General features: G+C 72.1%; 12 protein-coding genes. 6 read left to right on the forward strand and 6 right to left on the reverse strand.

All coding sequences use genetic code 11. The features are described from left to right. Window positions 1-2 precede the first annotated feature (2 nt). The 3 genes from ABZ842_RS13060 (at window position 3) to ABZ842_RS13070 (ending at window position 2612) form a co-directional block, all read left to right on the forward strand. Window positions 3-548 carry an RNA 2'-phosphotransferase gene (locus ABZ842_RS13060; protein WP_361536412.1) on the forward strand — a complete coding sequence of 182 codons (546 nt, stop codon included), beginning with the start codon at window positions 3-5 and terminating at the stop codon, window positions 546-548. A gap of 10 nt (window positions 549-558) precedes the next feature. Beyond that, on the forward strand, window positions 559-1464 hold the full coding sequence (locus tag ABZ842_RS13065; protein ID WP_361536217.1) for an LLM class flavin-dependent oxidoreductase: 906 nt from the start codon (window positions 559-561) through the stop codon (window positions 1462-1464). 308 nt (window positions 1465-1772) lie between these two features. Next, window positions 1773-2612 carry a Cof-type HAD-IIB family hydrolase gene (locus tag ABZ842_RS13070; RefSeq protein ID WP_361536219.1) on the forward strand — a complete coding sequence of 280 codons (840 nt, stop codon included), beginning with the start codon at window positions 1773-1775 and terminating at the stop codon, window positions 2610-2612. A gap of 94 nt (window positions 2613-2706) precedes the next feature. Here the strand turns inward: ABZ842_RS13070 and ABZ842_RS13075 are convergent, their stop codons facing one another. The 6 genes from ABZ842_RS13075 to hisC form a co-directional block, all read right to left on the reverse strand. After that, on the reverse strand, window positions 2707-4005 hold the full coding sequence (locus tag ABZ842_RS13075; RefSeq protein ID WP_361536221.1) for a peptidoglycan DD-metalloendopeptidase family protein: 1299 nt from the start codon (window positions 4003-4005) through the stop codon (window positions 2707-2709). A gap of 173 nt (window positions 4006-4178) precedes the next feature. Then, a complete protein-coding gene (locus tag ABZ842_RS13080) occupies window positions 4179-6053 on the reverse strand; it encodes a GAF domain-containing protein (protein WP_361536223.1) in 1875 nt (624 codons plus the stop codon). A 69-nt stretch (window positions 6054-6122) separates the two neighbouring features. Continuing rightward, window positions 6123-9797, reverse strand: a complete 3675-nt coding sequence (gene cydD, locus ABZ842_RS13085; protein WP_361536225.1) for a thiol reductant ABC exporter subunit CydD — start codon at window positions 9795-9797, stop codon at window positions 6123-6125. Between the two features lie 73 nt (window positions 9798-9870). Continuing rightward, entirely contained in the window at window positions 9871-10872 is a 1002-nt protein-coding gene (gene cydB / locus ABZ842_RS13090; RefSeq protein WP_361536227.1) for a cytochrome d ubiquinol oxidase subunit II, read from the reverse strand. A gap of 22 nt (window positions 10873-10894) precedes the next feature. After that, the gene (locus tag ABZ842_RS13095; RefSeq protein WP_361536229.1) at window positions 10895-12403 is read right to left on the reverse strand and encodes a cytochrome ubiquinol oxidase subunit I; all 1509 of its coding nucleotides are present in this window, start codon (window positions 12401-12403) and stop codon (window positions 10895-10897) included. A gap of 290 nt (window positions 12404-12693) precedes the next feature. Further along, on the reverse strand, window positions 12694-13773 hold the full coding sequence (gene hisC, locus ABZ842_RS13100; RefSeq protein WP_361536231.1) for a histidinol-phosphate transaminase: 1080 nt from the start codon (window positions 13771-13773) through the stop codon (window positions 12694-12696). Between the two features lie 478 nt (window positions 13774-14251). Here hisC and ABZ842_RS13105 point away from each other — a divergent pair, with 478 nt between their 5' ends. From ABZ842_RS13105 to ABZ842_RS13115, 3 genes are all read left to right on the forward strand, one after another. Further along, on the forward strand, window positions 14252-15364 hold the full coding sequence (locus ABZ842_RS13105) for a LacI family DNA-binding transcriptional regulator (protein WP_361536233.1): 1113 nt from the start codon (window positions 14252-14254) through the stop codon (window positions 15362-15364). A 213-nt stretch (window positions 15365-15577) separates the two neighbouring features. After that, window positions 15578-16885, forward strand: a complete 1308-nt coding sequence (locus tag ABZ842_RS13110; protein ID WP_361536235.1) for a metallophosphoesterase — start codon at window positions 15578-15580, stop codon at window positions 16883-16885. Between the two features lie 147 nt (window positions 16886-17032). Beyond that, complete coding sequence (locus ABZ842_RS13115; RefSeq protein WP_361536237.1) at window positions 17033-17884, forward strand: hypothetical protein; 852 nt, start codon at window positions 17033-17035, stop codon at window positions 17882-17884. Window positions 17885-17971 lie beyond the last annotated feature (87 nt).

A 17971-nucleotide genomic window follows, 5' to 3' on the forward strand; every position in this document is an offset into this window, starting at 1 on the left:
ACATGGACGAAAGACGCACCGTGAAGGTGTCGAAGCACCTCGCCAAACACCTGCGCCACCAACCGGAGCGGATCGGCATCGCCCTCGACGCGAACGGCTGGGTGGAGATAGACGAGCTGCTGCGGGCGCTCGCCGCGCACCGCTTCCCGGTCAGCCGCGCCGAACTGGAGCACGTCGTCGCCGTCAACGACAAGCGCCGCTTCGCCATCGACGGCAGCCGCATCCGCGCCAACCAGGGGCACACGGTCCCGGTCGACCTCGACCTGCCCGCGGCCACCCCGCCCGCGTACCTCTACCACGGCACGGTGGCAGCCAACCTCCCCGCGATCCGCATCGAGGGGCTGCGCCCCATGCGCCGCCACCACGTGCACCTCTCCCCGGACCGCGAGACCGCGACCCGCGTCGGCGCCCGACGCGGCCGTCCCGTCGTGCTCCCCGTGGACTCCGGCGCGCTGCACCGCGCGGGCCACGTCTTCCGGATCAGCGCCAACGGCGTCTGGCTGACGGACACGGTGCCCCCGGAGTTCCTGCGGTTCTCCGGGACGTAGCCTCGGTGCCATGAGTCAGCGCCTGAGCACCGTGATCCTGCCCGTACGCCGCTGGAGCGAGGGCGGGCGGGAGCAGTGGACCCGCGCCGAGGCGCTGGGCTTCCACACCGCGTACACCTACGACCACCTGACGTGGCGCGCCTTCCGCGACGGCCCGTGGTTCGGCGCGGTACCGACCCTGACGGCCGCCGCGACCGCCACGGAGCGGCTGCGCCTGGGCACCCTCGTCACCTCGCCGAACTTCCGGCACCCCGTGACCCTCGCCAAGGAGCTGATGACGCTCGACGACGTCTCCGGCGGGCGCCTCACGCTCGGCATCGGCGCGGGCGGCGACGGCTTCGACGCGACCGCGCTCGGGCAGGAGCCGTGGACCCCGCGGCAGCGGGCCGACCGGTTCGCGGAGTTCGTCCCGCTCCTCGACCGCCTGCTCACGGAGGAGGCGGTCACCCACGAGGGCACCCACTACTCCGCGCAGGAGGCGCGGGCGCTCCCCGGCTGCGTGCAGCGTCCGCGCGTGCCGTTCGCGGTCGCCGCGACCGGGCCGCGCGGCATGCGGCTCGCCGCGCGCCACGGGCAGGCGTGGGTCACCACGGGCGACCCGAAGATCGGCCGCACGGGCGGCACGCCCGAGGAGTCCCTCCTGGCGGTGGGCGCGCAGGTGCGACGCCTCGGCGAGGCGTGCGAGGAGGACGGCCGGGACGTGCGCGACCTGGACAAGGTCCTGCTCACCGGCTTCACGCCGGAGCACGGCCGGATGCTGGGGTCCCTGGACGCGTTCGTGGACTTCGCAGGCGGATACTTCGCGCTGGGGATCGACGAGATCGTGATCCACGCGCCGATCGCGGACTCGGAGTTCGCCACGGACGAGGCAGTCTTCGAAAAAATCGCCACGGACGCCCTGGCACAACTCACCTAGGCCGCACCCAGCTGCGTCTGGCTGCGTCTGGCTGCGTCTGGCTGCGTCTGGCTGCGTCTGGCTGCGTCTGGCTGCGCCAAAGCGCCGTAGCTGCTCGGGCAACCGTGGCGTCTGCGGCTGCTCTGTGGCTTGCGGCAGAGACCGATGCTCCCGCAGGGAAACGGCGGGTGTGTCAGGGGCACAGGGGGAGGAACTGCGCGAGGACGCAGACCCGGTCGCAGCGGCGAGGGCGCACCGTAGCGGAGCCCGCAGCGGAGCTCGCCGCAGCGCATCGCACGCCCGTGCGGTTCGTGCGCAAGAATGCGTGTGTGACCCCTGCAACCGACCCCCGCACGCCCCGGCTGATCGCCACGGATCTGGACGGCACGCTGCTGCGCGACGACAAGTCCGTGTCCGCCCGCACCGTCGCCGCGCTCGCCGCGGCCGAGGACGCCGGCATCGAGGTCTTCTTCGTCACCGGCAGGCCGGCGCGCTGGATGGAGGTCGTCAGCGCCCACGTCCACGGCCACGGCCTGGCGATCTGCGCCAACGGCGCCGCCGTCGTCGACCTGCACGACGGCGGACGGCTGCTGCAGGCACACCCCCTGGAGCGCCCCACCGCGCTCGACGTCGTCGCCGCGCTGCGCACCGCCGCGCCCGGCACCACCTTCGCCGTCGAGACGACCGCGGGGTTCCACCACGAACCGTCCTACCCGCCGCTGTTCAGCCATGACGCGGGCACCATCGTCGCCGCGGCCGAGAAGCTGCTGCACGCCGAGACCGGGGCCGGCGCCCCCGTGCTCAAGCTGCTCGCCCACCACCGCGAGCTCGCCCCCGACGCCTTCCTCGACCTGGCCCGTACGCACGCCGGCTCGCTCGCCTCCCTCACCCGCTCCAGCCCCAGCTCGCTGCTGGAGATCAGCGGTCCCGGCGTGAGCAAGGCCAGCACCCTCGCGCTGTGCTGCGCCGAGCGCGGCATCTCCGCCGCGGAGGTCGTCGCCTTCGGGGACATGCCGAACGACGTGGACATGCTGCGCTGGGCCGGCACCTCGTACGCCATGGGCAACGCCCACCCCGACGTGCTCGCCGCCGCGTCCGGGCGCACCGTGGCCAACAACGAGGACGGCGTCGCCGTCGTCATCGAACGGATCCTCCAAGGCATGCGTTAGGTCGTGCCCGAGAAGCAATAGCGCCGTGACGGCTTGCCGTGATGGCGTCTGCGGCCCATCTGTGGCTGTTCGCGCAGGGAAACGGGGACCTGCCCTAGCCCAGCCGCACCCCGCGCTCCCTCAGCCACGCCGCGGGGTCCACGCCCGAGCCCAGATACGGAGTGAGTCGCACCTCGAAGTGCAGGTGCGGCCCGGTCGAGTTGCCCGTGGAGCCCGCGAGGCCGATGAACTGGCCGGTGGTCACGGGCTCGCGCTGGTCCACGGCGACCGACGACAGGTGCGCGTACTGCGTGTAGTAGCCCCCGGGGTGCTCGACGACGATCTCGATCCCGAAGGCGCCCCCGCAGGAGACGGAGTGCACCCGACCGACGCCCGCGGAGCGCACCGGGGTGCCGATGTCCACGGCGAAGTCCTGGCCCGTGTGCCGCTTCGCCCAGCGGGCGCCCCCGCTGCCGAAGCTGGCGGACAGCTCGTAGCCCTCCACCGGCGCCACCCACTGCGCACCCCCGCCGGGCGGGTCCGCGGCCGGTTCGTGCGTGGAGCGGACCGCCCCGGGGCAGTTGCCCGCGGCGACCCGACCGTCCGCCGCGCCCTGGAGCGCCCAGCGCGCCTTCTCCAGCTTGGCCTCAAGACCCGCCTTGACCTTCGCCAGCTTCTCCTTGCGCTCGTCGAGGTCGTGCCAGGCCCGGCGCGCCCGCTCCTCCGCGGCCACCAACTGTTGCTCCGCCTGCCGGGCGGTGCCGAGCAGCTGGCGTACGGCGTTCTCGGCCTGGCGGGCGAGCCGCCGCAGCCGCATCAGCTCGTCGGGGTTCCGGCTGAGCAGCAGTTGTGCCGTCGCCGTGAGCTGACCGCCGGAGCGGTACTGCTCGCGGGCGACCGCGCCGACGGCGTCGTGGATCGCGTCCACTTCCTTGCGCTGCCGCTTGATCTCGCCCTGGAGCCGGATCGCCTCCGTCCGGCGCTCCTCGGCCTCCCGCAGGCTCTTCTCGTACGCCGCGGTGACCTCCGCCGCCTCCTCGAACAGCCGGGCCACCTCGGCGGTGGTGCCGGTGGCCGGCCCGTGCGACGGCTCTCGGGACGGCTCACCGGACGCCGTCCCGGACGTCTTCCCCGACGGCTTCCGGGACGGTGCCGGGGGCTTCGGCGCGTCCTTGGACGGGGAGGCCGCGACCGGGGCCAGCACCGCCTGCGCCTGCCGGACCAGACCGTCCGACGGTGCCGGCGTGAGCGACGGTGCGGAAGCGACGGGGGAGGGGGGCGGCAGCTCGTCGACCGCCAAGACCCCAGCAGCCGTCGCTGCCGTCGCAGACCCAGCAGCCCCGGCAGGCGTCAGCAGCGCGTACGGCACCACCACGAGGGCGAGCAGCGGCGACCGGCGTCTACAACGGGACATGCTCGGGATGGTCACCCCGTCCCCGCCCGATTCCACGGACCGAGGGAGGTCGTACGGCCACCCGGCCCAGCAAAAACCCCCAGGCCACGGACAACCCGCCCACGGTCGGCGGAGTCGACCCGGCCGCGGGCGGCCCCCTACGGCGGTGCCCTGCAGCAGTCCCCCGGCAACCCCTACAGCGGCGCCTCCCACCGGACCGTCGTGCCCCGGCCGTCCGGCCCGACGCCCGGCCCGCAGGTGCTCGACCCGCCCAGTGACTCGGCCCTACGGGCGAGGTTGCGCAGCCCGCTGCGCCGGCCGCCGTCCGGGATGCCGACCCCGTCGTCGGCCACCGTCAGCCGTACGCCGTCCGCGCCGTCCGGCAGCCGTACGGTCGCGTCCACCACGACCTCGATGCGCGAGGCGTCCGCGTGCCGGAACGCGTTCGACAGCGCCTCCCGCAACGCCGCGATCAGGTTCTTCCCGGTGAGTTCGCCGACGAGCGCGTCCACCGCGCCCACGAACCGGTGCCCCGGCTTGAACCCCAGCGGCACCGCCGCCATGTTGATCTCGCGCAGCACCCGCGTCCGCAGCCCGGACGGCGCCTCCGCCGGGCTCTGCTGCAGGGCGAAGATCGCCGTGCGGATCTCCTGGATCGTCACGTCCAACTCGTCGACCGCCTTGCCGACGCCGTCCTGGAGCGCGGGCACGACCGAGCGGCGCTGGGCGCCCTCCAGCATCAGCCCGGTCGCGAACAGCCGTTGGATGACGAGGTCGTGCAGGTCGCGGGCGATCCGGTCGCGGTCCTCGAAGACGGCGAGCCGCTCCCGGTCGCGCTGGGCCTCCGCCATGATCAGCGCCAGTGCGGCCTGCGCGGCGAACTGGCTGGCGAGGGTGCGTTCGGCCTCCGTGAACTGCTTCCCGCCGCGCCGCCGCGGCGTGGCGAGCGCCCCCAGCACCCGTCCGCCGCTCTGCAGCGGGAGCATCATGCACGGCCCGTACCGCCCGGCGACCTTGGTGATGATCCGTGGATCGCTGGCCGCGTCGGCGACGAAGACCGGCTCGCCGGAGAGCAGTTGCGCGATCACCGGGCTCTCCGGGGGCATCACCTCGCCCAGGAACGTCGTGGGCTGGTCGGAGGCGACGGCGGCGATCTCCAGCCCGCCGTCCTCGGCCGGGAGCAGCACGATGCCGGCCGCGGAGTCGGCGAGCCTGCGGGCCTGTTCGGCGACGACGGTGAGGGCGTCCTCGGCGTCCCCGCCGGAGAGCAGGGCGGTGGTGACGGCGACCGAGCCGTCGATCCAGCGTTCGCGCTGCCGGGCGGCCTCGTACAGCCGGGCGTTGCCGATGGCGATGCCGGCCTCGGTGGCGAGGACGCGCACCATGTGCAGGTCGTCGTCGTTGAACTCGGCCCCGCCGCGCTTCTCCGCGAGGTAGAGGTTGCCGAAGATCTCGCCCTGGACGCGGATCGGCACGCCGAGGAAGGTGCGCATCGGCGGGTGGCCGGGCGGGAAGCCGGCGGCGCGCGGATCGGATGTCAGGTCCGCGAGCATCACCGGTACGGGGTCGTGGATGAGCGCGCCGAGCAGCCCCCGGTGGCCGTCGGGGCGGTGGCCGATCCGGGCGGCGACGTCGTCGCCGATGCCGTGCGTGACGAAGTCGGACAGGCCCCGGCGCTCCTCGTCGACGACGCCGATCGCGGCGTAGCGGGCGTCGGCGAGTTCGGCCGCGGTCTCGCAGATCCGGTCCAGGGTGGTGTGCAGCTCCAGGCCGGTGCCGACGGAGCGCATCGCCTCCAGCAGCTGGGGCACCCGGGCGGTCAGCTCGGTGGACAGGCCCTGGAGGCTGCGGGTGGCGCGCGTCGCGGCCTCCAGCGGATCCCGTACGACCGACGACGCCTCGGCCGGCCCCCCACCCGAGCCCGCAGCCCCGACGCCCTGCCCAGCAGACCCGTCGTCCGGCCCCGCAGGCCCTGCGTCCCAGCCCCCCGCACCGTCACTCGGCTCCGTCGGCCGCGGATCCCCGGATCCGGTCGGTTCCACCGCGTCCTTCGGTTCGGGCACTGTCATGGCCTTGAGCCTAGTAATTCCTATTTAGCGAGGAAAGTCGGCTCCGCGGGCGGCCCGGCGCCGCGCCGCTCAGCCCTTGCCGGCCCCCACCGGCTCCCCCACCAGCTCCGCCGCCGCGTCCGTCGCGCGCTCGCGCTCCATCATCGCGCGCAGCGGCCCGTCGACGGCGACCAGGTCGGCGTACGGACCGCGCTGGACGACCCGGCCCTCCGCCAGGACGACGACCTCGTCCACGGCGTCGAGCCCGTGCAGACGGTGCGTGATGAGCACGGTCGCGGCCCCGCGCGCGGTGCGTTCCTCGGTGGCCGCCAGCAGGTCAGCCGTGAGCGCGTCCGCGGTCGCCACGTCCAGGTGCTCCGCCGGCTCGTCGAGCACGAGCACGGGGAAGCCCGCGAGCAGCGCCCGCGCCAGGGCGAGCCGCTGCCGCTGGCCGCCCGAGAGCCGGGCGCCGTGCTCGCCGACGAGGGTGTCCAGGCCCTGCGGCAGCGCGTCGACCCACTCCAGGAGCCGGGCGCCGGCGAGCGCCCGCCGCAACTCGTCCTCGCTCGCTTCGGTGTGGGCGATCCGCAGGTTCTCCCGCACCGAGCTGTCGAAGATGTGGGCGTCCTGGGCGCAGAGTCCGACGAAGCCGCGGACGGCTTCCCCGTCGAGTTGGTGCGCGGGCACGCCGCCGAGTTCGTACGTGCCCTCCCGGGCGTCCAGGAAGCGCAGCAGCACCTGCGCCAGCGTGGTCTTTCCGGAGCCGGAGACGCCCACGACGGCGATCCGCTTGCCGGCCGTGACGGTGAGGTCGAGACCGTCGAGCGCGTCCAGCCGCCCGCCCGGGTAGCGGGCGTGGATCCCGGTCAGCCGGAGCGGGAACGCGGTGTCCGGCGCGGCGGCCGGCTGCTCGGGCTCGCGTACGGGCACGGGCGCGTCCAGCACCTCGTACACCCGCTCCGCGCTCCGCTTGACCCGCTGCCGGTACTGCACGGCGAGCGTCAGGCCGGTGACGGCTTCGAAGGCGGCGAGGGGTGTGAGGACGACGACGGCGAGGTTGACGCCGTCGAGCCGGCCGTCCCGCACCGCCTGGACGCCGACGGCGGCGGCGGCCACGACGGTGAGCCCGCAGGCCAGGGCGGAGAGCCCGGCGCCGAGCGCGGTGGCGGCGGCGCCGCGCTGCGCGATCCGGGTCAGCTCCCGGTCCGCTTCGCGGGTGCCGGCGATCCGGGCGCCGAGCGCCCCCGCCACGGTCAGCTCGGCCGTGCCGCGCAGCAGGTCGACGGTGCGTGCGGCGAGCCTGCCGCGGGCGGGCGCGAGTTGGCGCTCCGCCCGCCGCGCGAGCGCGCCGCTGAGCAGCGGCACGGCGAGGCCGCCGGCGAGCAGCCCGGCCGCGAGGATCGCGGCGGCCTCCGGCAGCAGCCAGCCGGTGAACCCGACGGCGGCCACGCTGACCAGGACCGCGGAGCCGGCCGGCAGCAGCCAGCGCAGCCAGTAGTCCTGGAGCGCGTCGACGTCGTTGACGAGCCGGGCCAGCAGGTCGCCGCGGCGGCGCGCGCCGAGGCCGGCCGGGGCGATCCGCTCCAGGCGCCGGTAGACGGCGACCCGCAGTTCGCCGAGCATCCGCAGCACGGCGTCGTGGGAGACGAGCCGCTCCGCGTAGCGGAACACGGCCCGCCCGATGCCGAAGGCGCGGGTCGCGGTGACGGCCATCATCAGATAGAGCACGGGCGGCTGTTCGGAGGCCCGGGAGATCAGCCAGCCGGAGACGGCCATCAGGCCCACCGAGGACGCCAGCGCCAGACTGCCCAGCAGCAGGGCGAGCCAGAAGCGGCCCCGCTGCTGCTCGGCGGCGCGCCGCACCCGGGTGAGCACCGGCACCCGCTTCTGTCCGTCCCCGGCGGGATCGTCACCGGCGGGATCGAAGTCGTACGCGTCGCCCTGCGCCGCGCCCGCCGCGCCTTCGGCGTCCTTCGCGTCCTCCGTGTCCCGCGCGGTCCCCGTCGGGCGGGACGACTCCTCCAGCCACTCCACCCGGTCGCCGCGGCCCGCCGCGCGCACGGCGGCCCGCTCCCGCACGGTGGCCGTCTCCGGCTCCGCCGCCGGAACGTCGTCGACGGGAGAGGTACGGGTCAGGGTGACGACCCGGTCCGCGACCGCCAGCAGCGCCGGGCGGTGCACCACCAGCAGCACGGTCCGGCCGGCCGCCAGCCGCCGTACCGCCTCCACCACGCCTTCCTCGGTCTCCCCGTCCAGCGCGGCCGTCGGCTCGTCGAGGAGCAGCAGCGGCCGGTCCGCCAGGAACGCCCGGGCGAGCGCCAGCCGCTGGCGCTGACCGGCCGAGAGCCCGGCGCCGTCCTCGCCCAGCCGGGTCTCGACGCCGGCGGGGAGCGCGGCCACGAAGTCGTACGCCCCGGCCTGTCGCAGCGCCGTCCGCACCGCCTCGTCCTCGGCGTCCGGCCGGGCCAGCCGTACGTTCTCCGCGATCGTGCCGGCGAAGAAGTACGGCCGCTGGGGCACCCACGCGATCCGCTCCCGCCAGCGCGCCGGGTCCAGCTCCGACAGCTCGACGCCGTCGACGCTGATCCGCCCCGCGCTGGGGGCCCGGAAGCCGAGCACCACGTCGAGCAGCGTGGACTTGCCGATGCCGCTGGGGCCGACCAGGGCGACGGTCTCCCCCTCCGCAACCGTCAGGGACGCGGCGTCCAACGAGGGTTCGGTACGCCCCGGGTGCCGCACGGTCACCCCGTCCAGCTCCAGCCGCAGCGCGGCCGGGACGGGCCGGGTGCCGGCGGCGGGCCGCTCCTCCTCCAGTACCTCGAAGATCTCCTCGGCGGCGGCCAGCCCTTCGGCGGCTGCGTGGTACTGCGTGCCCACCATCCTGATCGGCAGATACGCCTCGGGCGCCAGGATCAGGATGACCAGCCCGGTGTAGAGGTCCATCCCGCCGTGGACGAGCCGCATGCCGATGGTGACCGCGACCAGGGCCACGGACAGCGTGGACAACAGCTCCAGCGCGAAGGAGGAGACGAAGGCGATCCGCAGCGTCCGCATGGTGGCCCGCCGGTACTCGGCGGTGATGGAGCGGATCGAATCGGCCTGGGCCTTGGCCCGGCCGAAGACCTTGAGGGTGGGCAGCCCCGCGACCACGTCGAGGAAGTGGCCCGAGAGCCGGGACAGCATCCGCCACTGCCGGTCCATCCGGGTCTGGGTGTACCAGCCGATCAGAACCATGAAGATCGGGATCAGCGGCAGGGTGCCCACGATGATCGCCGCGGAGACCCAGTCCTCGGTCACCACCCGCGCCAGCACCGCCACCGGCACGACGACCGCGAGGCCGAGCTGCGGCAGATAGCGGGCGAAGTAGTCGTCGAGGGCGTCGATGCCCCGGGTCGCCACGGCCATCAGGGAGCCGGTGCGCTGTCCGCTCAACCACCCCGGGCCGAGCGCGGTCGCCCGCTCCAGCAGCCGTCCCCGCAGCTCCGACTTGACCGCCGCGCTCGCCCGGTGGGCGGCGAGTTCGGTCAGCCAGGAGACCAGCGCCCGGGCCGCGGCCACCGCCGCGAGCAACATCAGCGGGGTGAGCACGTCCGAGACCGAGAGCCCCTGTTGGAAGGCCCCGACCACCACCTCGGCGATCAACATCGCCTGGGCGATGACCAACGCCGCCCCGACCAGGCCGAGCAGCACCACCGCGATCAGGAAGCGGCGGGTGGTCCGGGCGTATCGCAGCAGACGCGGGTCGATCGGTTTCACGTGAAACATCCCCTACGGACGAGAGGCGGGTGGCTGGGGGCCGGGGCCCGAACGTGGTGTCCGGGCCCCGGCCCAGGTCGTACTAGTGCGCGTCGGCGATGTGCTGCGTACCGATGCGCTTGCGGAACACCCAGTAGGTCCAGCCCTGGTACAGCATCACCAGCGGGGCGGCGATACCGGCGCACCAGGTCATGATCTTCAGGGTGTACGGGGTCGACGAGGCGTTCGTGACGGTCAGGCTCCAGGCGTCGTTCAGCGAGGACGGCATCACGTTCGGGAAGAGCGTGAGGAAGAGCATCGCGACCGCGGCCACGATGGTCACCCCGGAGAACGCGAACGACCATCCCTCGCGCCCCGCCATGTTGGTGGCGATCGCCACCACCAGCGCGGCAACCGCGACGATCATCGCGACCAGGCTGCTGCCGTCACCGCGGGAGACCTGGGTCCAGATCAGGAAGCCCAGCGCCAGCACGGCGGTGAGCACGCCCAGCTTGGTGGCGAGCGCCCTGGCCCGTACCCGGATGTCCCCCACGGTCTTGAGCGCCGCGAACACCGCACCGTGGAAGGTGAAGAGGGTCAGCGTCACCAGTCCGCCCAGGATCGAGTACGCGTTCAGCAGGTCGGCGACGTTGCCCACGTACTCCAGGTCCTGGTCGATCTTCACGCCGCGCACGATGTTGCCGAAGGCGACGCCCCACAGGAACGCGGGGATGAGCGAGGTCCAGAAGATCGCGTGCTCCCAGTTGGTCTGCCAGCGCTCCTCGGGCCTCTTGTGGCGGTACTCGAAGGAGACGCCGCGCACGATCAGACAGAGCAGGATCACCAGCAGCGGCAGGTAGAAGCCGGAGAAGAGGGTGGCGTACCACTCGGGGAAGGCGGCGAAGGTGGCACCGCCCGCAGACAGCAGCCACACCTCGTTGCCGTCCCACACCGGACCGATCGTGTTGATCAGTACGCGGCGCTCCTTGCGGTCCCGGGCGAGCAGCTTGGTGAGCACCCCGATCCCGAAGTCGAAGCCCTCCAGGAAGAAGTAGCCGATCCACAGGAAGGCGATCAGTACGAACCAGACGTCGTGAAGTTCCATGCCTCAGCAGCTCCTTGCGGCCTCAGTACGAGAAGGCCATCGGCCGGTCGGCGTCACGATCGTCGCCGCCGATCTTCTTGGGCGGGTTGAGGTCGGCCTCCGTCAGCTCGGGCGGGCCGAGCTTGACGTACTTCACCAGCAGCTTGACCTCGATCACGGCGAGCACCGCGTAGAGCAGGGTGAAGATGATCATCGAGGTGAGCACCTCGCCCTGGGAGACCCCGGGGGAGACCGCGTCCTTCGTGCGCAGCACGCCGTAGACGACCCACGGCTGACGGCCCATCTCGGTGAAGATCCAGCCCCAGGAGGTGGCGATCAGCGGGAAGGTCATGGTCCAGAGCGCGACGATCCAGTACCAGCGGCTGAAGCGGGCGCCCAGGGGCTTCTTCCGGAAGAGCACCAGGTTCGGCACTTCGTCCTCACCGGTCCGCAGCGCCGGTGGCAGCAGGAACTTCTTCCGGGTCAGCCAGAGCCCCAGCAGTCCGATGGCGAAGGACGCCATGCCGAAGCCGATCATCCAGCGGAAGCCCCAGTACGCGACCGGGATGTTGGGCCGGTAGTCACCGGGCCCGAACCGCTCCTGCTCCGCCTTGTTGACGTCGTTGATCCCGGGGACGTACGAGTCGAAGTCGCCGTTGGCGAGGAAGGACAGTATCCCGGGGATCTCCAGGGCGACCTCGTTGTGCCCCTTGTCCACGTCCCCGTAGGCGAAGAGGGAGAACGGCGCGGGCGCCTCGCCGTCCCACAGGGCCTCGGCGGCGGCCATCTTCATCGGCTGCTGCTTAAACATGACCTTGCCGAGGAAGTCGCCGCTGATCGCGGTGAGCAGTCCGGCCACGATCACGGTGACCAGGCCGAGCCGCAGCGAGGTGCGCATCACCGGCACGTGCTTCTTGCGGGCCAGGTGGTACGCGGCGATGCCGACCATGAACGCGCCACCGACGAGGAAGGCGGCGGTGATGGTGTGGAAGAACTGCGTGACGGCGGTGTCCTGCGACAGCACCCGCCAGAAGTCGGTCAGCTCGGCCCGTCCGCGCTCCTCGTTGATGCGGTAGCCGACCGGATGCTGCATCCAGGAGTTGGCGGCCAGGATGAAGTACGCGGAGAGCACGGTGCCGATCGAGACCATCCAGATGCAGGCCAGGTGGATCTTCTTCGGCAGCTTGTCCCAGCCGAAGATCCACAGCCCGATGAAGGTGGACTCGAAGAAGAACGCGATCAGCGCTTCGAAGGCGAGCGGTGCGCCGAAGATGTCGCCGACGAAGCGGGAGTAGTCGGACCAGTTCATGCCGAACTGGAACTCCTGCACGATCCCCGTGACGACACCCATGGCGATGTTGATCAGGAAGAGCTTGCCCCAGAACTTGGTCGCCTTGAGGTACTTCTCCTTGTTCGTCCGGACCCAGGCGGTCTGGAGCCCCGCGGTCAGGGCGGCGAGGGAGATCGTCAGCGGGACGAAGAGGAAGTGATACACGGTCGTAATGCCGAACTGCCATCGCGCCAAGGTCTCCGGCGCCAGAGCCAAGTCCACGTCGTCATCTCCTTACATCGACGAGGTCGATCGGCAGTTTGCCTGGTTAATCCCAGTCATTGCGGGATGAACGGGACACGCTTGTGAAAGCGTTCACATTCACATGAGATTATGTCTCATACGAAATCCACACTGATGACCGGGGGGTACCTCTTGACGTGACAGCCGCCCGGAGGTTAGGGCGCGCAGGCCGCCCCGGGGTGGAACCGGCCAGGAAACGGCAGTGGCCCGGGCCCCCGATGGGGACCCGGGCCGCTGTCGACCGTCGTCACATCACCCGCCGACCGCCGTCACATCTCCCGGTGGAAGACCTCGGCCACGTGCAGGAACAGGTCGTTGGCCTCCGGCTCGCCGATGGTGATCCGCACCCCCTCGCCCGGGAACGGCCGCACCGTCACCCCCGCGCGCTCGCACGCCGCCGCGAAGTCCACCGTCCGCTCCCCGAGCCGCAGCCAGACGAAGTTGGCCTGCGTCTGGGGCACCGTCCACCCCTGCTTGACCAGGCAGTCGTACACCCGGGTCCGCTCGCAGACCAGCGACCCGACCCGCCCCAGCAGCTCGTCCTCGGCCCGCAGCGAGGCCACCGCCGCGTTCTGTGCGAGTTGCGTCACACCGAACGGCACCGCCGTCTTGCGCAGCGCCAGCGCCACCGGCTCGTGGGCGATCGCGAAGCCCACGCGCAGCCCGGCGAGCCCGTACGCCTTGGAGAACGTGCGCAGCACCGCCACGTTGGGCCGCTCCCGGTAGATCTCGACGCCGTCCGGCACCTCGGCGTCCCGGATGAACTCCCGGTACGCCTCGTCCAGCACCACCAGGACGTCCGACGGCACCCGGTCGAGGAACCGTTCCAGCGCCGCCCGGCGCACCACCGTGCCGGTCGGGTTGTTCGGGTTGCAGACGAAGATCAGCCGGGTCCGGTCGGTGATCGCGTCGGCCATCGCGTCCAGGTCGTGCTCCTCCCCGGCCGTCAGCGGCACCTGCACCGACGTCGCCCCGCTGACCTGCGTGATGATCGGGTACGCCTCGAAGGAGCGCCAGGCGTAGATCACCTCGTCGCCGGGGCCGGCGGTCGCCTGCAGCAGCTGCTGCGCGACCCCGACGGACCCCGTGCCGGTCGCCAGGTGCGAGGCGGGCACCCCGAACCGGTTCGCCAGCTCCTCCATCAGGGACGAACAGGCCATGTCCGGGTAGCGGTTGAACTCGTGCGCCGCGGCCAGGACGCTCTCCAGCACGCCCGGCAGCGGCGGGTAGGGGTTCTCGTTGGACGACAGCTTGTACGCGACGGGGCCGCCGGTGGCCGCGGGCCGGCCCGGCTTGTAGGTGGGGATGCCGTCCAGCTCGGCGCGCAGCTTCGGGCTCGTCTCGCTCACCGCAGGTCCTCCTCGACCGTCCGACCGTTGTCCGGAAACCCGTCCGGCAACCAATGCTCCACACCTTATGAGGATTCGCCTCCGCTGCGAACGGGTCACTGCGAACCGATCTCGACCCGGCCTCGATCCCGCCGCGCGCCCGGTCCCGCCCCGGATCGATCCCTCCGCGACCCCGTCCGCCGCGCGCCCGACCCCGCCGCGGACCGCCCCGAAGCGGGGGGAGCGCTCGTTTTCCGGGCGCGCGCCCGCGGTTCGCTCCGTGTCGCGCGTCCCCCGTAGAGGTGAGTTGAGACCTCTCCGGCACGAGGAACCACCGACAAGTCAGACCCGTAGAACACTGCATACGCCACACAGTTACCTGGCAAGTCCCTTATTTTCCAAGGCAGTTCATGGTTTATGATCATGCAGAATCGTGCCTGTCAACGACTGAATGCCCGATCAGCCCGACCCCCCACGCGAGCCCTAATATCGGCTCGCCATGACAGCAGCAGGGAAGCACCAGGTGAGCCGGACGGACACATCCCGCCGGGGAAGCCGGCAAGGTCGGGCGGGCATTCGAGACGTCGCCGCCGCCGCCGGTGTCTCCATCACGACCGTCTCCGACGCGCTGAACGGAAAGGGCCGACTCCCGGACGCCACCCGCAGACACGTCCGCGAAGTGGCCGACCGGCTCGGCTACCGCCCGTCCGCGGCGGCCCGCACCCTCCGTACGGGGAAGTCGGGCCTCATCGGCCTGACCGTAACGACGTACGGGGATGAACCTTTCACCTTCACCGAGTTCGCCTACTTCGCCGAGATGGCGCGGGCCGCGACCTCCGCGGCACTGGCCCGCGGCTACGCCCTCGTGATCCTCCCGGCGACCTCCCGGCACGACGTCTGGTCGAACGTCGCGCTGGACGGCACCGTCGTCATCGACCCCTCCGACCACGACCCCGTCGTGACCGAGCTGGTCCGCCAGGGCCTGCCCGTCGTCTCCGACGGCCGACCCGCCGGCACCCTCCCGGTCACGGCCTGGGTCGACAACGACCACGAGGCCGCCGTCCTCGATCTGCTGGACCACCTCGCCGACGCCGGCGCCCGCCGGATCGGCCTGCTCACCGGCACCACCACGGACACCTACACCCGGCTCTCCACCACCGCTTACCTGAGCTGGTGCGAACGCGTCGGCCAGGACCCGGTGTACGAGTCGTACCCCGCCCACGACCCCTGCGCGGGCGCCGTCGCGGCGGACCGGCTGCTCGCCCGCCCGGACCGGCCGGACGCGGTCTACGGCCTCTTCGACCCCAACGGCACCGACCTGCTCGCCGCGGCCCGCCGCTACGGCCTGCGCGTCCCCGACGACCTGCTGCTCGTCTGTTGCAGCGAGTCGACGGTGTACGCCACCACCGAGCCGCCCATCACCACGCTCTCCCTCAAGCCGCGCCGCATCGGCACCGCGGTCGTCCAGCTCCTCATCGACGCCATCGAGGGCATCGACGAGGACCGGCCGGTCGAGCAGGTGATACCAACGGAGTTGATCATCCGGACGTCCTCGCAGCGCCGCTCCCCGCGGACGACCGTGAGCGCACCGCGCTCGCCGTCGCCCGACTAGGACGGCCCGAGGAATCGGGATCCGCCGAGCGTCCCCAATTAGGGCCCTATTGGGGCGAAACAGCCGACGTGTCAGGGGTGCGGCTGGATTCAGCACCCCTGGTGCATCACACAGCGCGGAGCTCATTCCTATGATGGGCGCACGACACCGCGGACCACCCCGACCAGGCTGGGCCGAAAGGTGAACGGCGGCGCGACGGTGGTGGAGGGGTCGATGACTCAGGGGGCCGGTCAGGGACCCGTGGTGCGTACGGCGACGTTGCGCGATTTCCGCGTTCCGCCGTACGCACAGATGCCCGTGCAGCAGGAGGCGTCGCCGCCCGAGCCTCCCGTGCACCAGGAGCAGCTCGAGCAGCCCGAGCAGCAGGGACCGCAGGAGCACTACCAGCAGCAGGAGCAGCACCCGGCTCCGGCGTACCCCGTGGAACACCCGCCCCACGCCACTCACCCCGAGGTCCGTCCCGAGACCGGCCCCGAAGTCCACCCCGAGGTTCGTCCTCAGGTCCACCCCGAGGTCCGCCCCGAAGACCGTCCTGAGGTACGCCCCGGAGACCACCCCGGCAACGCCGTGCCGGAGGACGAGGTGCCCGAGGGCTACACCCCCACCGAGCGCGACCTCCCGATCATCAGCCGCAGCGGGCCCAGCGACCCCACCATCCAGCTCCAGACCGGTGCGAACGGTCCCCCCGCCCCCGACGGCCTCGGCCCGCTCTACGTCGTCGGCGACGTCCACGGCTACCTCGACCAACTCGTCGCCGCCCTCACCGCCCAGGGCCTGATCGACGCCGACGGCAACTGGGCCGCCGGCAACACCCGCCTCTGGTTCCTCGGCGACTTCACCGACCGCGGCCCCGACGGCATCGGCGTCATCGACCTGGTGATGCGGCTCTCCGCCGAGGCCGCCGCCGCCGGCGGCTACTGCAAGGCCCTGATGGGCAACCACGAACTGCTGCTCCTCGGCGCCAAGCGGTTCTCCGACACCCCGGTCAACTCCGGCGCCGGCACCGCCACCTTCCAGGCGGCCTGGCTGCTCAACGGCGGCCAGAAGAACGACATGGACCGCCTCCAGGACGTCCACCTCCAGTGGATGTCCCGGCTGGACGCCGTCGTTGAGGAGGACGGCCACCTGCTGCTGCACTCCGACACCACCGCGTACCTGGAGTACGGCGAGACGATCGAGGACGTGAACGACACCGTCCACGAGATCCTCACCCGCAACGACGCCGACGAGTGCTGGGACCTCTTCCGCAAGATGACCAAGCGGTTCGCCTTCCGCGACGACGAGGCGGGCCCCCTCGCGGTGCGCGAACTGCTCTCCGCCTACGGCGGCAGCCGGATCGTGCACGGCCACAGCCCGATTCCGTATCTGCTCGGCGAGGTCGGCACGGAGGACGGCGAGGACGGCGACCGCCCGGTCGTCGAGGGGCCGCACGTGTACGCGGACGGGCTGGCGATCGCCATGGACGGCGGAGTCACGATGGCCGGAAAGCTCCTAGTCGTCCAGCTTCCGCTACCCGCCTGACGCAAGCCGGGTACGCGTTTTACCTAAACCTCTGTCACTCCGTGCCGTAACCGCTCTACCATCGGGCTATCCGACGCAGGCACTCCTCCACCAACGCCCAACCGCCCGTCCGGTACGGGTGGTTCCGGCCTTACGGAGCATCGGGGGATGCACATGAACAGCGCTCCGCACCTGCAGAACGAGGACCGCGCCGAGTTCGAGCGGCTCCTCGAAGACGCACTGCGCAACGCCCACAAACGGCCCGATCTCGCCACCGTGGGGCAGCGGCTGAACGCGGCACAGCTGCGCACGATGGCCCTGAACGCCACGGCGCTGATCACCGCGTCCGCCGCGCCCGAGTACGAGCACTACGTCAGGATCCGTGAAGAGGCCCGCTCGCCCGGCGGCTCCGATCCGGCCACCGGAGACAGCGGAATCACCGGGTCCGTCCGCGTCGCGGGCGCGACCGGGGTCGACGGCGACGGCAGCGGGGCCGGCTTCGCGGCCGTGGTCGCGGTCCTCGCCCCGGTCCTCGCCGGCATAGCCGCCCTGCTGTTCCTGCTGGTCGGCTACGTCCTGAAGATGCTCGACCCGCCCCCGTCGTTCGCCCAGACCATGGTGTCGGCGGGCTGGTTCTTCGCCGCCCTCACCGCGGCGGCGATCCTGTACGCGGGGGTCGGACTGCTGCGCACCGCGCTGCGCAACAGCGCCACGCAGCTTCCGGCGGAAGAGCTGACGAACGAACTCCCCGACGAGGTGGCGCGCGCCAAGGACGCCTGGCTCCACGCGGTGCTGGAGCGCGGCGTACTGCCGTTCCTCCGGATCGCGCTGGAGGACCCGGCGGCGGACCCGATGTCCGGGGCGCCGCCGCGGCCCGTGACCCGCATACCGAAGGTGGGGTACAACAGCCCGGACTACTCCAGTCCGAGCGAGGGCAAGTCGGCGGGTCAGCGGCCCACCTTCACCAGCCCCGACTTCACCAGCCCGGACTTCGGCGGCCCCGAGAACCGCCCGGACTGACCCGCCGGGACCGACCCGACCGAACTGACCGATCGCCCGAACTTGACCGCCCGGACTGACCTGTCCGGACTGTCGCGACTGTCCGGA

The organism is Streptomyces sp. NPDC047315 (assembly GCF_040643215.1).
In the GTDB taxonomy this organism is placed as follows: domain Bacteria; phylum Actinomycetota; class Actinomycetes; order Streptomycetales; family Streptomycetaceae; genus Streptomyces.

What these genes read in the sequence shown, in the direction of transcription:
- ABZ842_RS13075 (WP_361536221.1), bottom strand. Translation starts at nt 4,005, where the DNA reads ATGTCCCGTTGTAGACGCCGGTCGCCGCTGCTCGCCCTCGTGGTGGTG.
- ABZ842_RS13115 (WP_361536237.1), top strand. Translation starts at nt 17,033, where the DNA reads ATGCACATGAACAGCGCTCCGCACCTGCAGAACGAGGACCGCGCCGAG.
- cydD (WP_361536225.1), bottom strand. Translation starts at nt 9,797, where the DNA reads ATGTTTCACGTGAAACCGATCGACCCGCGTCTGCTGCGATACGCCCGG.
- ABZ842_RS13105 (WP_361536233.1), top strand. Translation starts at nt 14,252, where the DNA reads ATGACAGCAGCAGGGAAGCACCAGGTGAGCCGGACGGACACATCCCGC.
- ABZ842_RS13060 (WP_361536412.1), top strand. Translation starts at nt 3, where the DNA reads ATGGACGAAAGACGCACCGTGAAGGTGTCGAAGCACCTCGCCAAACAC.
- cydB (WP_361536227.1), bottom strand. Translation starts at nt 10,872, where the DNA reads ATGGAACTTCACGACGTCTGGTTCGTACTGATCGCCTTCCTGTGGATC.
- ABZ842_RS13080 (WP_361536223.1), bottom strand. Translation starts at nt 6,053, where the DNA reads ATGACAGTGCCCGAACCGAAGGACGCGGTGGAACCGACCGGATCCGGG.
- ABZ842_RS13110 (WP_361536235.1), top strand. Translation starts at nt 15,578, where the DNA reads ATGACTCAGGGGGCCGGTCAGGGACCCGTGGTGCGTACGGCGACGTTG.
- ABZ842_RS13065 (WP_361536217.1), top strand. Translation starts at nt 559, where the DNA reads ATGAGTCAGCGCCTGAGCACCGTGATCCTGCCCGTACGCCGCTGGAGC.